The following is a 19,548-nucleotide window of genomic DNA, read 5'->3' as shown; positions in this document are numbered from 1 at the left end:
AATGAGTAAAGCAGAACAAAAGTTAATTCAGGAAAATGAAGAGCTAAAGCAAAAGCTCGAACAATATAAGTCTGCTGTTAATGAACTTCAGCTTCTGAATGAAATAGCGATTGCTTCAGGTTACTCTAAGAATGTTGATCAGACATTGAACACGATTATTCAGAAAGTTTTACGAGCGGTAAATGCCGAACAAGGTTCAATCATGCTTTTAACGGAAGATGAACAGGATCCTTTTCGAACATTTTTAAGAAAAGAAGATTTCAGCACTCTTCAACCTCATTATCATATTAACACAAGCATCTCGGGCTGGGTTTTGAAGAATGAAGAATCGTTGTTAATAAAAAATCTGGCAAAGGATAACAGATTTAATTCTACCAAAGAAGAACGAGAAGATATCAAATCCATTCTCTGCACACCAATCTGGTTTGAAGGAAAAATCATTGGTGTGATGACGATGGTGAATAAAAAGGATAAAACTGAATTTACTGAAAGTGACCAGACCCTTCTTTCAATTATCTCCATTCAGGCAGGGCAGTTAATTAAAAATTCGCAGCTTCAGCAGGAATATTTCAAGAAAACTAAAGAAGCAGAGCTGTCAAGATGGGAATCTGAAAGATTGAAAGAACTTGATACAATCAAAACAAATTTTTTCACAAATCTTTCTCACGAATTTAGAACACCATTGACTCTTATTCTTGGCCCACTGGAAAAATTATTAGAAGGTAAAAGCAAAGGCGATCCATCATCTCAATACCGATTGATGTATAATCACGCATCAAGATTGCTTCAACTCGTTAATCAACTTCTTGATCTCTCCAGTATTGATGCGGGAAAAATGAAACTGGAAATCGGCATTTATGATATTGTTGGTTTTACAAATGGAATTTTAAATTCGTTTGAAAGTTTTGCAGTTGAGAAAAAAATTCAACTCAGATTCGAGTCAGAAAAAGATAAATTAGTTTGCTGTTTTGATAAAGATAAACTTCAGAAGATAATTACCAATCTTTTATCAAACGCTATTAAGTTCAATCGGGAAAATGGAATTGTTAATCTTTCAGTCAAAGAGAGAGTCAAGAAAGGCTTATCGCTTATTCAGATTGAAGTTGAGGATAACGGCCCGGGAATGACAGAGGAAGTTCAGAAAAATATTTTCGACCGCTTTTACAAGTCTCAAGGACAATCCAATATTGAGGGATCAGGCATAGGTCTTGCGTTAGTTAAAGAACTTGTTGAATTACATTTTGGCGAAGTCGAAGTGAAAAGTTCTGTTGGTAAAGGAACGAAATTCAGAATAACAATTCCGGTTGATGAAGAATTTTATGAAAAGAAAAATGTGGCAATTCAAAAAACAATTCAAACTGAAGCTAGAGTCAGACCAGTCGTGAAAACATTAGATTCTGAAGATGTAAAGGATGATATTTCCGAAGAAGCTCCAATAATTCTTATCGTTGAAGACAACAATGATATGAGACATTTCATTAAAGAAAATATTCAGTCAAACTATAAAGTTATTGAAGCCATTGATGGAGAAGACGGATTAAATAAAGCATTAGAAAACATTCCCGATTTAATTATCAGTGATGTGTTGATGCCCAAACTAAACGGTTATGAATTTTGTGCACAAGTTAAAGCGGATGAAAAAACAAGTCACATTCCCATAATACTTTTAACATCAAAAGCAGAAACTAACAGCAGGTTAATGGGGCTTGAAACCGGTGCAGATGATTATTTAACAAAACCATTCAACAATACAGAACTTCTGCTCAGAATAAAAAATTTAATTGATCAGCGTAATAGATTGCGGGAGATATTCAGCAAAGAAATCACACTTGAACCAAAGGATATAACCATTAATTCCACTGATGAAAAATTTCTCACTCGTGTATTGGAGATAGTCGAGAAGAATGTTAGTAATGAAAATTTTTCTGCTGAGGAATTTGCCAAAAGTGTTGGAATGAGCAAAACACATCTCAACAGAAAATTAAATGCGCTGACTGATACTTCAGCAAATGAATTCATCAGAAATTACAGATTGAAAAAAGCTGCAAGATTACTTTCCGGTAAAGCCGGAAACATTTCCGAAATCGCTTATGAAGTTGGTTTCAGTAATCCATCTTATTTCGCTGAGTCATTCAAAAAATATTTTGGATGTTCACCTTCTGAATATCTGCAAAAACAAAGCACTTCTTTTTCCTAAAGTCATGCTGAACTTGTTTCAGCATCCCCTTTAGAGATGATAGACTAAGACCCTGAAACGAGTTCAGGGTGACGTGATTGAAGTGATGTTCCATTTGTTATAGCTTTTGTTTCATTTCTGGTAGAATAACCATTCATTATTCTCGACATTTGTCACCAGATAAATAGCCGGATTCTATAAAAAGAATTACACGGCAAATCAATTAAAAATAAAAAGGAGAATAAAATGAAAAACTTTTTACTAAAACTTGTTGCAATAGTTATAATAATTATTGCGAATCAAAAAACCTTTAGTCAGCCGACGGTTCAGGTTTACGCAACCGGATTCGTAAATCCTATTGGGATTGATATTGATTCAAATGGTAATCTTTGGGTCGCGGAACAAGGAACAGGAAGTGGAAACACTGCAAAAGTTTCTATGGTAACAACTGATGGACAAGTTCACACATTTATGGTTGATCTGCCGTCTTCGGCACCGGCTTTTGAACCGATTGGGGCAACTGATGTCGGCTTTGATATTGATGGAAAACTAATGATAGTTCAGGGGCAAAACACTAACGGCGATACACTCGGCAGCAAAGTTATATTTGTTGATACTACCGGATTTTCACAAAATTTTAGCGTAAAGAACAGAAGCAACATTCAATCAGTTATCAGTATGAACAGTATACAATCAAATGGAAATCCATATAAAATTATAACAGGATTTGAAAATGATTTATTCATCGTTGATGCTTATTATAACAATATACTCCGATGGCACAGAAACAATGGCTCATTATCCGTCTTCAGTACATTTGCGCCGATTGGACAGGTAGAAGCTGTTCCGACTTGCATCGCCAGAAATAATGATACAAGTTATTTTGTTGGCATTCTTACAGGACTTCCAATTCCGGTTGGTGCTGCAAAAATTTATTCGGTTAATCTGGCAGGTGTCAATTCAGTTTATCAGGATGGATTAACAGCTATTATTGATATAGCAATTCATCCGGTTGACCATACAATTTATGCTTTACAGCATGCACAATTTGGCCCACCTTGGTTGGATAACAAAGGAAGACTTTTCAGAATACATAATGGAATAGTGGATACTTTAATTAGTGATATGCCAAGACCATCAGGAATGGTATTCGACTCAAATGGTAATCTGTTCATCACATCTTTTTCACAGGATAACATTCTGAAAGTATCAAACCTTCCTACTGCCGTAGAAACTGAAATTAACTCAGTTGTAAATAATTTTATACTTGAGCAGAACTATCCAAACCCATTTAACCCAAGCACTAAGATCAGTTGGCAGTCACCGGTAGGCAGTAGGCAAACAATAAAAGTATATGATATACTCGGGAATGAAGTAGCAACATTGGTAGATGAATTCAGAGAAGCAGGCAGATATGAGATAGAGTTTGATGCCTCTAAGCTTTCAAGTGGAATGTATCTGTATAAATTAGAAACCGGCAATTATACCGAAATAAAGAAGATGATCTTAATAAAATAATACAGAATAAAATAGGAGAGTAATAATTGAAGTTAAGAAGCATATCATTGTTAATAATACTTTGTGCCACCTTTGGAAAGGCACAAACAATAAACAATCAGAGTAAAGATGAAATAATAGCTCAAATAAAACTGCTCGAAGCAGCACAAGTAAAAGCAATTTTGCAATCAGATACTGTTACACTGTCAAAAATCTGGGCGGAGGATTTTCATGTAAACAACCCATCAAACATGGTTGTAAACAGAAGCCAGGTTTTTCAAAGAATAAAAAATACTTTTATTAAGTACTCAACTTATACTCAGGAGCCAGAGTATTATGGAGTATTTGGTGATGTTGTGGTTGTTATGGGAAAAGAAATTGTTGTACCTATAGGAGATAATCCTGATAAAGGTAAAACAATTATTCGCAGATATACTGATGTTTATAAAAATATTAATGGTGAATGGAAAGAAATATCAAGACATGCTAACATTATAAGGTAGTAAATGAAATTATTTAGAGCAGCAATTGTCTTAAGTTTAGTTTCTATAACTCTTGTTTTAGCCCAAACAGCTTTGCCAACAGGTACCTCAGTACTGTTCAGCGGTTCGGGTAATTGTGTTCTTTGTCATAAAAGCAGCGGAAATGCAATGACCTGGAACGGTCAGGATGTTTCACCAATTACCTACTGGCGCTCAACAATGATGGGCAATGCGAGTAAAGATCCGTTTTGGCGCGCAATGGTTGCAGAAGAAGTAAGCAATTTCCCTCAGCATCAGCAGATGATAGAAACAACTTGTACGAAATGCCATTCGCCGATAGGATTTACTCAGGCAATGTACAATGGACAGAGTGGATACTCCATGGCTGAACTAAAACAAGATCCATTAGCAAACGATGGGGTTAGCTGTACAGCTTGTCATCAATTAAAACCGGATAATTTCGGAACGCAGCAATCGTATTCCGGCAATTACATAATTCACGCTGATAGTATTTTATATGGTCCATATGAAGATTCGGATACAACATTAATGAAATCTGTTGTTGGATATAAAGCCCAATATAGTACTCACGTAAATCAATCAGAGCTTTGCGCAACCTGCCATACTTTATTCACCCCAACTCTTAATGAGCAAGGCAATGTAGTTGGAAGTTTTGCGGAACAAACTCCTTATCTTGAATGGAAGAACAGTATTTACTCATCACAAAATATCCAGTGCCAGGATTGTCATATGCCGAAGATTTATGATCCAATAAAAATTTCCGGAATGGGAAACTTTCCTAATCGTACTCCTTTCTGGCGGCATACTTTTGTCGGCGGAAATGTTTACATGTTAAAACTGCTTAAGAATAATATTGACTCACTTGGACTTACTGCTGATCCTGTGCATTTTGATTCAACTATTTCCAGAACCGAATATAGTCTGAAAGAAAATTCAATTGAGCTGACAACATCTACAACTTATCAAAACGATTTGTTAAATGTTAAACTCTACATTAAAAATTTAACAGGACACAAAATTCCAACAGGAATTCCGTTCAGAAGAATGTGGATACATTTAAAGGTGGAAGATCAAAATAGTAATGTGGTTTTTGAATCGGGTAAATGGGATGGAACAGGTAAAATTATTAATTACAACTCTGATTATGAACCTCATTATGATTTAATAGATTCTGAAGATAAAGTTCAGGTTTATGAAGGAGTTTTTGCGGATGTTAATAATCAGGTTACATATACACTTTTAAAAGCATCTCACTATGTAAAAGAGAATCGCCTTCCGCCCATCGGATTTATAACAACGCATCCGAGTTATGATTCTATAAAAATTGTTGGTAACGCAAATGATGATACCAACTTCAACAAATACGGAACATATCAAGGCGGCACTGGTGGAGACAGTGTAACATATATCATTCCCGCTCTTCCAAATACTTCGTATACGATCACTGCTGAAGTTTGTTATCAATCAGTAAAACCACAGCTAGTAGACCATATCAGACAAATCAACAATGACGACATAAACAGGTTCATAAATATGTATGATGCCTTGCCCAACATTCCATTTATTATGAAGCGGGAAGTATTTGATGTTGTTACAAAAGTTGAAGCTGAAAATTTAGCTGTTACAGAATTCTCTCTTGATCAAAACTTTCCCAACCCATTTAATCCATCAACAAAAATTATATACAGTATTCCAAATGTAGGGTCGGGGCTTGCCCTGACCGTTTTAAAAGTTTATGATATACTCGGGAATGAAGTAGCAACATTGATTGATGAATACAAACCAGCAGGAAGTTATGAGATTAATTTTGATGCTTCAGAACTTTCATCAGGAATATATTTTTATCAATTAAAGGCTGGTTTGTTTGTTGAGACGAGAAAGATGGTTCTGCTTCGTTAGCAAATAATCGTGAATTGGTGGATGGGTACTTTTGAGAAATTCTTGTTCATATTGGTTGTTAAGCTTGGCTACCCATTCATTTTTTAACTATTTGTTAAATCAACAAACTCTTTATTGTCAAAGATCGAGACATCGTTGATTTGATCTATTGATACAAAACTCTAATTAATTTAACCGGGGCTTTTTAAATTTTGCATAATCTGTAATATAAACTCCAGCCATTCTATCCAAAATTTTATTTTCAGAATAATCGTCTTTCAGTATATTTGTTCTATTATGATCCGGCTTCAATTAAAAATCTACATAATAATCTTATTCTTAGAAGTTTCAACTCTTTCGGTAAGCTTTGGACAATCTTTAATTTTCAATCACTTGACAATTGGCGATGGTCTATCCAATAATGCAATAAATGCAATTATACAGAACAGAGAAGGTTTTATCTGGGTCGGAACAGATGACGGTTTAAATCGTTATGACGGTTACAGTTTTAAAACATACCGACATATACTAAAAGATTCTTCCTCCATATCAGACAACGGGATTTGGTGCTTATTAGAAGATCGTTCCGGTTTTATTTGGATAGGGACAAAAAATGGCAAACTCAATAGATATGACCCCTTTAAAGATATCTTTAAACATTGGCGGCTTCCGTCAGATATTGTTCGGGAAAATTCTATACGTTCTCTATTTGAAGATCATAATGGATTTATCTGGATAGGTACTTATAAAAGTGGGTTGTACAGATTTGATCCCACAACGGAAGAAATAAAGCACTGGAAAAGCATTGCCGGAGATCGTAAAAGCTTAAGCAACAATTATGTAACCGGAATAGTTGAGGATTCTGATTATAATATCTGGATAAGTACTTACAACGGTTTTAACAAACTTATCGAGGTTAATTCTGAGATTTATTTTGAAAAATATTTTAAAGACTCTTTAAATGAAAATAGTATTTCAAGCAATATTATCTGGTCAATTACAAAATCAAAAATTGATCCTGCATTACTCTGGCTTGGAACTTCAGAAGGCTTAACAAGTTTTAATACAAAAACTAAAGTATTCAAGCAGATACCAATTCCAAATCCAGGTAAATTGCAATTTGGAGAGTCTGCAGGTAATGTTATCGAAGAATTTTCTGGCAATGAAAAAATTTTGTGGGCTGATTCTTATGCCGGATTATTAAGAATTGACCTAAGCGACGGCAGAATAACCAGATTTATAAATGATGAAAAAAATCCTAAAAGTATAATAAGCAATCAGATTAACGGATTACTAAAAGATCGTTCAGGTGTGATATGGATAGTCACACAAAACGGTATAAGCTATTTTTCAGAGAAAAGTTTAAAGTTTAATAATTTACAATCTGCATCAGAAAACGGATTTGATTATAATCTATTAAATAATAAAAGTGTTAACGCAATAACTTTAGATTCCCATAATACAATCTGGTTCGGAACAAACAAGGGACTTTACTTTCTTGATGGCAAATCGAATAATAAATTTATTCAAAAATATAAGGCACTCGGCGACATAAACATCTGGTCTCTTACGGAAGGCAATCAAAATGAATTATGGATCGGAACATATGGTTACGGTATTGTAAAATTACATACTGCTACCGGCAGAATAGAAAAAATTAATCCAGACCTTCCTCAAACCAGAGTAGCTTCAGCAAATTTTAATAGAGTTGTTTACAGTGATAATAAAAAAGATATCTGGGTAGGATATTGGGGCATTGGTCTTGGGCGGATAAACAGTTCAGACAATAAATTTGAGATATGGCAAAATGCCGGAAATCAAATCACGGAAAGTTTAAGCCATAATGATGTTTGGGCAATTTATCAGGATCGAAAAGGAAGAATGTGGATTGGCACTAATGGCGGCGGCTTAAATTTACTAGTTGAAGAGCGTAGTGGAAAATTTTTAAAGTGGATGGCTGATGACGATGGCTTAAGCAGTAATAGTATTAATGCGATTACTGAATCCACAAATAAAAAGTATGCGTCTGATGATAAAACAGTTTTATGGATTGCTACAGACAACGGACTGAATAAATTTACAATTAATGATTCCGCTGCGGATATATTTTTTGATAATTCTAAAATTGAAATTAAACAGTATTCGTCCAAACAAGGATTGTTAAATAATTCAATAAAAGCTATCGTAGAAGATGATAATGGTAATTTATGGTTAACCACCGGGAAAGGAATTTCCCTTTTTGATGTTGAAAAAGAAATCTTTTTAAACTTTAATAATGCAGATGGAATATTCGACGGCGATTTTAATACTTCATCAATCTTAAAGGATAATAACGGTAAAATTTATGCTGGCAGTGTAAAAGGACTTAATGTTTTTATTCCCCAAAATATTAAACTCTCTTCTTTCAACCCGCCAATTGTTTTTACGAATTTTCAGATATTTAATCAGCCGGTAAAAATAGGTGAGAACTCACCGATCAAGAATGAGTTAAATAAATCAAAATTAATTGAGCTTTCTTACAGTCAAAATGTTTTCTCTTTTGAATTTGCAGCTCTTGATTATAATTCATCAGAATCAATTCAGTATAAATATTTTATGGAGGGATTTGATGAGAAATGGATTGAAAGCGGCAGCAGAAGATATGTTACTTACACAAATCTTTCTCCGGGTGAATATCATTTTAAAGTTAAATCCACTAACGCTGATGGCGTTTGGCAGGACAATACAACTGAGCTAAAAATTATTATTGCATCTCCCTGGTGGGCTACAAGCTGGGCTTATACAATTTATGTTTTGATTATAGTTATTGGGCTTTATGTGATAAGAAGATTCGAACTTAACAGAACCAAACTGAAAAATATTTTAAAGATGCGGGAGTATGAAGCAATAAAACAAAAAGAACTTGATGAAACAAAATCCCGTTTCTTTGCAAATCTATCCCACGAGTTTAGAACACCCTTAATGTTAATTAAAGGACCACTTGAGCAATTGATGAATGATGAATCCAACATAAAAAATATTGATCGTTATAAATTGATTCATCGGAATACAGAAAATCTTCAATTGCTGATTGATCAACTGCTTGAACTTACTCAACTTGAAACGGCTTCGATTCCGTTAAAAGCAAAGCTGGAAAATCTATCAAACCAAATTAGGGGATTAGCTTATTCCTTTAAATCTTTTGCTGATAAAAAAAATATTAATCTTGCATTTAAATCAGTTGAAGATTCAGTAATAGCCTGGATTGATTCTGATAAACTCGAGAAGATAATTAATAACCTTCTTTCTAATGCGCTCAAATTTACTCCGGAAGGTGGAAGCGTTACCGTCGAGCTGGTAAAAAAAATATTGAATGGAAAGAAATATGCAGAGATAACAATTTCAGATACTGGAATTGGGATTCCGAAGCAAAAAATTGATAAAATATTTGATCGATTCTATCAGGTTGATGATTCTATCCAGAGGGCGTACGGTGGTTCGGGAATAGGGCTGGCACTTGTTAAAGAATTGGTTGATCTGCACAGATGGGAGATTTCTGTAAGCAGTGAAACAAATAAAGGAACTGAATTCATTTTATTAATTCCTCTTTGGGATGATTATCTGGATGAAGATCAAAAAGTAAAATCAGAATTTCTGAATTACTCACTAGTAACTTCGGAAAAGAATAGTTCGTTTGAAGAAAATGATCATAAGGACTCAGATGAAATTGAAAACGATGAAACAGCGAATAATAAGTCATCAATACTTATTGTTGAAGATTCATCAGATGTTCGTTTGTATCTGATAGATTTATTAAAATCAGATTACACCCTTTTTGAAGCCGCAAACGGCAAAGAGGGAATAACCGTTGCAAAAGAAAAAATTCCTGATTTAATAATAAGCGACGTTATGATGCCTGAAATGGATGGAATGGAATTCTGCAGCAAAATAAAATCTGACTTTCTTACAAGTCATATTCCAGTTATAATGCTTACAGCAAAAGCCTCCGGCGAAAGCAAAATACAAGGACTTGAAACCGGCGCAGATGATTATCTTACAAAGCCGTTTAGCTCTAAGGAATTATTTGTAAGAATAAAAAATCTTCTTGAGCAGAGAAAACTTTTGAGAGAAAAGTTTAGTAAAGAAATCAATCCTGTACTTCAAAAAGTAACCTCAAATTCGCTTGATGAAGAATTTTTACAAAAAGCTTTTTCCCTTGTTGAAAAAAATATTGACAACGTAAACTTTGATACAGAAACTTTTGCAAAAGAAATGTTCTTAAGCAGAATGCAGCTTCACAGAAAATTAGAGGCGATTACAGGACAAACTCCCGGTGATTTTATAAGAACATTCAGATTAAAACGCGCTGCTCAATTACTGAAGGAAAATAGATTGTCCGTTACACAAATAGCTTATGCGGTTGGATACAATAGCCCATCTCAGTTTAGCAGAGCATTTTCCAAACAATTTAATTGCACACCAACAGAATATTTAAACACGTAGGGAGCAGATTCCCATCCGCTCCGTATTTCTCTCCAATATTCCATCATTCCTTTAGTTTCTCGCATTTTCATTCGAATTCGAGAATTATGTTACAAAACAGCAAGAGAATGTTACAAAATCGAGCGCATTGGTTTAGTTATTAAAATACTTTTGCACATAAAAACAGAAACTATATGAAGAGTGTATCAACGCAAATGACTTACAATGACAAACAAATAAAAACAGAGATTAAAAAAATGACAGTAGCAATAATTGTAGTTTCTGTTATAATACTTCTTTCCCTTGTAATGATAATAACAAACTTTTTCAATTAAATAACCTTTTACATAATAGGAGATCATGTATGAAGCTGGTTTACGTGCTCATTTTTCTGTCTACAATAAAGATATTTTCTCAGCCCGCGTATAATTTTAGTCAAATAGATTTGCCCGCTTCACCCTCCGTATCAAATGTGGAATTCTATGCAATTAACGATTTTAATGAAGTAGCTGCAAGCGGTTATATAAACTCTGATCAATATTACGTTTTGCGTTGGAAAAAAACTTCCGGATATTCAATTGCTTACACAAGTCCTTCCGGATCATTTATATTTCCAAGTTCTATAAATAAATTAGGAACTATTACTGCAAACAGATACAGCTTTTCTGGCGACAGAGGAATTATCATTTCAAATAGTAATTTTATATCAATTCTTCCAGCGGGTACCGGGTCAGGCAGCAGTTATGCCTGGGACTCTAACGATTCAAATAAAGTAGTAGGATTTTCTTCCGGTAATGCAGTCATTTGGGATAATGGTAATATCACGGATATCTTAACAAATGCTGAAGCTTTTGCAATAAACGATTCTGGCGATGTAGTTTATTACAGCAACGGAAATACATTTGTTAAGTATAATAATGGCACAACAATTCAATTGCCGGTTACAGAATGGAGACCCTCTTCAATTAACAATCGTCGCGAAGTTGTTGGATTTGGAATATTTTCATCACAACCAATGCTCTGGTCTGAAGCTGCAGGATTGATTCAACTTCCTGATTTAGGCGGATTTCAAATTACTAACCCCGTTGCAATTAATGATTCAGGAATTATTGTCGGGCATGTTGTAAATGCTGGGGATCCTCCTGTAGCTGTAATGTGGTATAAGGATAATTCTGGAAATTATATTATCAAAGATTTAAACGATTATGCTCCTTCAGCATCGGGGATCCTAAGATATGCAGAAGATATTAATAATAAAGGAGTAATTGTTGGAACAATCTATACAAATGAAGGACACCGTGGATATATTTTAGAGCCGCCTAAATTACGTAAGCCTGTTTTTATTGTTCCGGGTATTGCAGGCACATATTCTAAGTATTCAGGTACAGATCAGTTTTGGGTAACGGAAAGAGGGATAGTACCAGAGTTATTACAGATTGATCCCTTAGCAAGAGTTTATGATGACATAATTAAAACTTTTCAAAATGTTGGATACGTATTGGATGAGGATTTATTTGTAGTCAATTATGATTGGCGGGTAATTCCGGGACCAATCGATAATAATTTTGATGGATACATAAATGGAATCTCTGCGACTTCAATTACAAGCCGGCAGTTTAAATATGGAGTAGATTATCTTGGTTGGTTTCTAAAACAAGCTTGCGAAACATGGAGACTAATTCATAATGGTGAAGAATTAGATTCGATTGACATTATCTCGCATAGTACAGGTGGTCTTGTTGCAAGAACATATATTCAAAGCGATGCTTACGGTGGTGTTTATGATAACACGAACAATTATAAATTACCCAAAGTAAGAAACCTTGTTATGATAGGTGTTCCTAATCGTGGAGCGTCTAAACCCTGGAATCCGCTAAACGATAACTGGATTGCTGATCCTGCGTACAGATTTGTTTTATCTAAAATGATAAACCGTGCATATCAAAAAGTTAAGCAAGGTGCTACTATAAATGGTCCTGATTATAGTATCGATCTTCAGTCAATAATGGGAAATAATAATCAGCCCGACTCAATATTGTTTATTCAAAAATATGTACCAACCATTAAGTATCTATTAGCCACTTATGATTTTATTGATTTTGATGAAGATGGTGTTGCTAATTATACAAATGTGAATAGTGATCCGGATAAACGAAATTCAGTTATTCTTGATCTTAATAATGGATTGGACCTTAATCAAAACGGTGATCCAAATAAATTTTTAGACTCTTCATTTACAGCAATTATATATGGCATAGGTGTAAGTACCCCTAGTTTAGTTGAAAAGCGTTCAGATTTTGAAATCAATGCTATTCATAGATTTACTGATTTTACCAGAACCAGCGTTTTACCCGGGACAGTCTGGTATAATGATATTTCATCAGATAATAACGGCGATGGTACAGTTCCAACAGTTTCATCGGCAGGACAATTTACGGGTGATAATCGTGCAAATCTAATTCCGATTGTCTCAGGAAATCATACTGAAATTGTGTCTCAGCCAAATGTTCAAAGTATCATACTTAATCTTCTTGATGTTCCATTTAATCAAAATCAAATATCCACAGGTTCCTCCAATAATTACGATAGAATCCTAAGCGTTATTAGTGATCCGGTTGATCTCGTAATTACAGATGGGCTTGGCAGACGTTTAGGCTATACGGAGGATACCGATGTATTAACTGAAATTCCTAACAGTATTTGGTTTGGTAATGCCGATGGTATTGGTTATGTCTTTGGGCCCGTTGAAGAACCAATTACTTTACAGTTAACCGGCTTGGGTGAAAACTATTATGTAATGGTAAGTGTTGAAGATACTGGAAGAGCAGGTGGCGTTGTATTGGAAGGATTTCTTGCAGATGGTGAAGTTATAAATTACCAGATAACACTAGACCCTGTTTCGGTCGAGGAAATTAGCTCCGTAATTCCTCAAAACTTTGCACTTGCCCAAAATTACCCAAATCCGTTTAACCCAAGCACTAAGATCAGTTGGCAGTCTCCAGTGGGCAGTCATCAAACATTAAAGGTATATGATGTACTTGGAAATGAAGTAGCAACAATTGTAGATGAGTTTAGAGAAGCAGGCAGATATGAAATAACATTTGATGCTTCTAATCTTTCATCAGGAATTTATTTCTACAGATTGCAGACAGGTTCGTTCGTTGAAACAAAGAAAATGATATTCATGAAATAACTTTTCAAAAGGAGGCAATATGAAATCATTAATTTATACACTGTTTATAGTTCTGATATTAGCATCAGTTGTTATTTCACAGGTTAAATACACATGGAATGGCGGTACGGGTATTTGGCAAACTGCTAGTAACTGGTCTCCAACTGGAGTTCCCGGTACAACAGACACCGTTGTTATAAATAGTGGTACGATTACTAGCGATCAGAATGTAACTGTTGCAAGTATTTATCTGAATTCTGGTACAATAAACGGTGCGGGAAATTTCATTATTACCGATACATTAATTGTTAATTCCGGGAATCTTGTTGGAACAGGTACAACTACTATTGCCTCCGGTGCGGTAGCCAAATTTGTTAGTTTATTGAATAAGAATCTCTCCAATTTTATTGTTGATGGTGTATTAACAGTAGTAGGAGCCGGAACTGTAAGTATCACATCAGGCGGTCAGTTGATAAATAATGGTACTGTTGAGATTCAAAACAGTAACAATTTTGGAAATGCTAGTGGCAGTATTGTTAATAATGGAAACTTTATCAGAACTACTCAAACAGGTACAGCAACAGTTCTTAGTCCATTTACAAATAATGGTAATGTAACAGTTCAAACCGGAGTTCTGGTACTAAACAATATATCAGGTGCAGGTTCATTTAATATGAGCACTGGAGCTGTATTCAGAATAAACTTCGGAACAAACACACTCGGAGGAAATACAATTTCCGGTGAAGGCACTTTTGAATGTGTAGGTGGCACATTAAACTTTTCCGGTAATGATGTGGTAGTTTCAAATGCTACAACATTCAGGCAGGCAGGTGGCACAGTTGGAGGCAGTGGAAATTTGGTAATCAATGGTAATTTTATTTTTGAATTAGGGACACACGGTGGAACAGGAACAACCACTATTGCTTCAGGGGCTAATTTAGATTTTACAACTTCCTTTGGTAAAACAATAACAAGAACTTTTGTTGTTGATGGTGTATTAACAGTAGTAGGAGCCGGAACTGTAAGTATCACATCAGGCGGTCAGTTGATAAATAATGGTACTGTTGAGATTCAAAACAGTAACAATTTTGGAAATGCTGGTGGCAGTATTGTTAATAATGGAAACTTTATCAGAACTACTCAAACAGGTACAGCAACAGTTCTTAGTCCATTTACAAATAATGGTAATGTAACAGTTCAAACCGGAGTTCTGGTACTAAACAATATATCAGGTGCAGGTTCATTTAATATGAGCACTGGAGCTGTATTCAGAATAAACTTCGGAACAAACACACTCGGAGGAAATACAATTTCCGGTGAAGGCACTTTTGAATGTGTAGGTGGCACATTAAACTTTTCCGGTAATGATGTGGTAGTTTCAAATGCTACAACATTCAGGCAGGCAGGTGGCACAGTTGGAGGCAGTGGAAATTTGGTAATCAATGGTAATTTTATTTTTGAATTAGGGACACACGGTGGAACAGGAACAACCACTATTGCTTCAGGGGCTAATTTAGATTTTACAACTTCCTTTGGTAAAACAATAACAAGAACTTTTGTTGTTGATGGTGTATTAACAGTAGTAGGAGCCGGAACTGTAAGTATCACATCAGGCGGTCAGTTGATAAATAATGGTACTGTTGAGATTCAAAACAGTAACAATTTTGGAAATGCTGGTGGCAGTATTGTAAACAATGGAAACTTTATCAGAACTACTCAAACAGGTACAGCAACAGTTCTTAGTCCATTTACCAACAATGGCGTGATAGAAATATTAACCGGCACATTGAGTTTCACTTCATCATTGAACAATACTGCACAGGGAGAAATTAAGGGGCTTGGAACACTGTCCCCGGGAAGTAATTTTACAAATGATGGTGCGATATCTCCGGGTACTTCGCCCGGCGTGTTAAGAGTCTCGGGAAATTATCCTCAATCCTCAAGCGGTGTTTTGAATATTGAAATCGGTGGTTTTGATTTGAATGACAGAGATAGTTTATCCGTTACACAGCAAGCGCAACTTAATGGAACTCTGAACATAGTATTTACAAATAACTTTACTCCGCAAATCGGAGATGTTTTTCCGTTTTTATCGTACCAAAGTCGTAGCGGAGAATTCTCGCAAGTTAATTTTCCTGCAAATGTAATTGGCTATATTCAATATCTTTCAAATGGGGCGCGGATAGTTATTGATTCAACTACAAGTGTTGATGAAGAAGACTTAGATCAGCCGGATTCTGAAAAAAATAAAATTCCAACCACATACGAACTTGCACAGAACTATCCGAATCCATTTAACCCAAGTACAACAATCAGTTGGCAGTCTCCAGTGGGCAGTCATCAAACTTTAAAAGTTTATGATGTTTTGGGGAATGAAGTAGCAACTTTAGTCGACGAATATCGGGAGGCGGGCAGATATGAAGTGACATTTGATGCAAAAAATATTGCAAGTGGAATTTATTTCTATCAATTAAAGGCTGGTTCTTTTGTTGAAACGAAAAAAATGATTTTAATGAGATAGTATCAAATATGCTTATTAAAAAGGTGATCTGTTGATCACCTTTTTAATTAGAAATAATACAAATATTTAATCTTGAACACACCTGCTCTATCTTTAGTGTGCATTCTGTTTGGAAGAAGGTTGTTGCCAGAATCATATTCATCACTACGATCTTTTATTTCATTAATTGCAAGATATATCCAACTCTTTGGAAGGAAATTCCAGCTGAACAAAAATCCGGCAATAATTCTTTCCATCCTGTCTGAAGACTTCACAAACACATTATCTACATAAACTCTTAGGTTCAGATTATTAAATGGAGTAAATGAAAAGAAAGGACGAGCATTGTAAGTTATATCTTCAATTTCATTCTCCGGATTACCTTCAATAAACATTTCATAGCTGCTGCCAACTTCTAAAATATCAATTGGTTTCCACTCTGCACGGACACCGAACCATGAATAAAATGAAAGATATTCGCGCGAAAAATTATAAGTGTGCTCATAACCACTCCACATATTGGCATTCCATTTTTGTGAAATGTCAAACCACGAGCTGAGATTGATTGAGTAAGAATTGTATTCAATTCCTTCATCTTTGCTCTTTGCAAATGAGGAATTTATTTCATAACCCCAACCCGACCTGAGTTGCATATTAAATCCGATAACTCCACCATAATCAGTAAATAGATCAGCATCTTCATAATTTATTAATGGACCGAAGTAAAGAAAGATGTTATTTATTTCTCCATTATCATAATAAAATCTTGGTCCTGTTAGCAATAAAGAATTTATTGTACCTGTCCATGGAACAAAACCAATTTGTTTAATATTAAAGTCTTTTCCAATAGCTCTTATACGAAATAAATTTCCCCAGCTGTTTGTCATCTGATTGAAACCAGCAGACATTGCATAATCACCTTTTGAATTTTCAAATGATCTTGCGAACTGATATGCAAGCTGCCAATCAGAACCTCTTAAAGCTCCATCAATGTCTATTACACCGTAAGAATTATCTTGTGTTTGTTTTCCAACTACAAGCACACCAACTGATGAATTGTCAAGAATTTTTTTCTTAATTCTTCCTGCGCCAAACAATGCTCGTTCTTCAACAAGATTTTCATCATCATCAACATAATCTACTTTTCCGGTCATCGCCAGAAAACCTCCGTACTCCCACTCGTTTATTCTACCAAAAGCTTTTGTACCAAAGATAAGAGGAACTTCCTGTCCGTCGGGTAATAATTTTCCAACTCGTCTTGAGTAAAAAAGTTCTAATGGTCTATAGAAGCCGGAATTACTTTGCCGTCCTGATGGATTGAATACTTCATTACCTTGTGTAAAGAAAGGTCTTCTTTCGTTAAAATAAGTTTCGTATCTGGAAATATTGAAATTAAAAGGGTCAGCTTCTATTTGGGCAAAATCAGGATTAGCAGTTAATTGAAATGTAAGTTTTTCAGAAGGATTATAAAAAACATCCAATCCGGCTGCGGGGTCAAATTTATATTTATTATCTCCGAGATATTTTGCCTTAGCTAATCCGACCGGAAAGATTTCGAGATTTAATCCTGTAACGCTGGGAGAGAAATTATCAAAAACCAGTTTACCAAATTTAGAAATTCTCATACCTTCACTTTTTTCATATTCACACCAGTACAGATCTTCGCGCGTAAAGGAACGCCAACGATCGAAATCAATTCCCCACTCAGTTAAACTTTTATCATACTTTATAGATTTAAAAGGTATTTTCATTTCAACCACATAGCCCCACTCATAAATTTTTGAAGCTGCGAACCAAATTCCATCCCAACTGTAATCTCTGTTTCTTCCGTCATCCAGTAATCTTGAGTCTGCTAAAACACCGGATGCATTTACAGCGAACTTGTATGCAGTTTGCTTATCATTAAAAGTATCAAGCATAATTGAAACAATATCTCCTGTAAACCAGTCGTGCATTCCGGCATTTGTCTGAAGTTTATCAGGTTCATCGTAACAAATCATTAGACAATATATTGCTTCTTCATCCGCGAGAACTTTTGCAACAGTTTCAACTGAAGGCTTCTGGCCATAAAAAGGATCGAATTGAAAAAAGTTGTATGCTGAATCTGCAAAACTCCATTGACTTTCTATAACGCCGTCAATCTTTATTTCGAAATTTATCTTCTTTAAGTGCAGAATTTTATTGGCATTCTTGTTAGGTGAAGCGATTAAGAAGATTGTCGGAATTATAAACAGCAGTAATAATCTTTTCATAAATAAGTAATTATGGTTAAAAAATTTTCATTGATAAAATCGTGAAGTCATTCTTGAAAAAATACTGAAGTTATATAAACGGCTAATAAAAATTATAAATGAAAAGATTTAATGATTTGTCTGTATTCCCCTGATTAAAATAAAAAAGCCCCTCAAAAATAAGGGGCTTTAATAACTAACCTAAATAAGCTTTAAGTCTTGCGCTCTTTTTAGATTGTCTCAGATTTCTGAGAGCTTTTTCTTTAATTTGTCTTACTCTTTCTCTGGTAAGATTAAATCTTTCACCAATCTCTTCCAAAGTGGCTGAATGATCTCCATCAATTCCGAAGTATAATTTAATTACTTCTGCTTCTCTTTCAGAGAGTGTTGAGAGAACATTCGCGACTTCCTTTTTCAGAGATTCGGTCATAAGCTTCTGGTCAGGTAATGGTTGATCTTCATTAGGAAGAATATCAATCAATGAATTCTTTCCATCATCACCTTCTTTAAGAGGCGCATCCATAGATACCTGACGACCAGCAATCTGAAGAGCATAAGCAACCTCTTCTGAGGTCATATCGAGCATCTGAGCAAGTTCGTCTGTAGTTGGTTTTCTTTCATATTCCTGCTCAAGATCTCTGTAAGCTTTGCTGATTTTAGTAAGATTACCAACTCTGTTAAGTGGTAAACGAACTACTCTTGATTGATCAGCAATTGCCTGCATAATAGATTGTCTTACCCACCATACGGCGTAAGAAATGAACTTAAATCCTCTGGTTTCATCAAACCTTTCAGCGGCTTTTATTAAGCCGATATTTCCCTCGTTAATTAAATCACCGAGGGACAGCCCTTGATTTTGAAATTGTTTAGCAACGCTCACAACAAAGCGGAGATTAGCTTTAATAAGTTTTTCTTTTGCTTTTTCATCTCCCTTTTTAATTCTTATCGCAAGATCAATTTCATCTTGTGGAGTAAGTAAGTCAACCTTACCAATTTCCTGTAAGTATTGATCAAGCGATTTGCTCTCTCTGTTTGTGAATTGCTTTGTGATCTTCAATCTATTTCATCTCCTTTATTGTGAGGAAATATTTGTTGTTATTTATGGTATCCCATAAGGGACATTTTTGAGT

Annotated in this window: 9 protein-coding genes; 7 read left to right on the top strand and 2 right to left on the bottom strand. The window is 35.0% G+C overall.

Annotated features, from left to right (window positions below; all coding sequences use genetic code 11):
* Position 1: 1 nt before the first annotated feature.
* The 7 genes from Q0X14_RS09985 (at position 2) to Q0X14_RS09955 (ending at position 16,208) form a co-directional block, all read left to right on the top strand.
* Entirely contained in the window at positions 2 to 2,197 is a 2,196-nt protein-coding gene (locus Q0X14_RS09985) for an ATP-binding protein (RefSeq protein ID WP_297837768.1), read from the top strand.
* Between the two features lie 225 nt (positions 2,198 to 2,422).
* Positions 2,423 to 3,694 (top strand): ScyD/ScyE family protein, encoded by a 1,272-nt coding sequence (locus tag Q0X14_RS09980; protein WP_297837765.1) that lies wholly within the window; start codon positions 2,423 to 2,425, stop codon positions 3,692 to 3,694.
* Positions 3,695 to 3,720: 26 nt separating this feature from the next.
* Positions 3,721 to 4,176: a nuclear transport factor 2 family protein gene (locus Q0X14_RS09975; RefSeq protein ID WP_297837762.1), complete on the top strand. Its 456-nt coding sequence runs from the start codon at positions 3,721 to 3,723 to the stop codon at positions 4,174 to 4,176.
* A 3-nt stretch (positions 4,177 to 4,179) separates the two neighbouring features.
* A complete protein-coding gene (locus Q0X14_RS09970) occupies positions 4,180 to 6,075 on the top strand; it encodes a T9SS type A sorting domain-containing protein (protein WP_297837760.1) in 1,896 nt (631 codons plus the stop codon).
* A 276-nt stretch (positions 6,076 to 6,351) separates the two neighbouring features.
* Positions 6,352 to 10,536, top strand: coding sequence for a two-component regulator propeller domain-containing protein (locus Q0X14_RS09965; RefSeq protein ID WP_297837755.1), 4,185 nt, complete (start codon positions 6,352 to 6,354; stop codon positions 10,534 to 10,536).
* 343 nt (positions 10,537 to 10,879) lie between these two features.
* A complete protein-coding gene (locus Q0X14_RS09960) occupies positions 10,880 to 13,708 on the top strand; it encodes a T9SS type A sorting domain-containing protein (RefSeq protein ID WP_297837753.1) in 2,829 nt (942 codons plus the stop codon).
* 19 nt (positions 13,709 to 13,727) lie between these two features.
* Positions 13,728 to 16,208: a T9SS type A sorting domain-containing protein gene (locus tag Q0X14_RS09955; RefSeq protein ID WP_297837751.1), complete on the top strand. Its 2,481-nt coding sequence runs from the start codon at positions 13,728 to 13,730 to the stop codon at positions 16,206 to 16,208.
* Between the two features lie 47 nt (positions 16,209 to 16,255).
* Here Q0X14_RS09955 and Q0X14_RS09950 read toward each other — a convergent pair whose 3' ends face one another.
* Both Q0X14_RS09950 and Q0X14_RS09945 read right to left on the bottom strand, forming a co-directional pair.
* Positions 16,256 to 18,439 (bottom strand): DUF5916 domain-containing protein, encoded by a 2,184-nt coding sequence (locus Q0X14_RS09950; protein WP_297837748.1) that lies wholly within the window; start codon positions 18,437 to 18,439, stop codon positions 16,256 to 16,258.
* Positions 18,440 to 18,614: 175 nt separating this feature from the next.
* Complete coding sequence (locus Q0X14_RS09945; protein WP_014561989.1) at positions 18,615 to 19,475, bottom strand: sigma-70 family RNA polymerase sigma factor; 861 nt, start codon at positions 19,473 to 19,475, stop codon at positions 18,615 to 18,617.
* Positions 19,476 to 19,548: the final 73 nt, after the last annotated feature.

The sequence above is a fragment of the Ignavibacterium sp. genome (genome assembly GCF_025998815.1).
GTDB lineage: Bacteria > Bacteroidota > Ignavibacteria > Ignavibacteriales > Ignavibacteriaceae > Ignavibacterium.
Note: the sequence above shows the minus strand (reverse complement) of the source record. Positions and strands in the feature narration are given on the sequence as shown.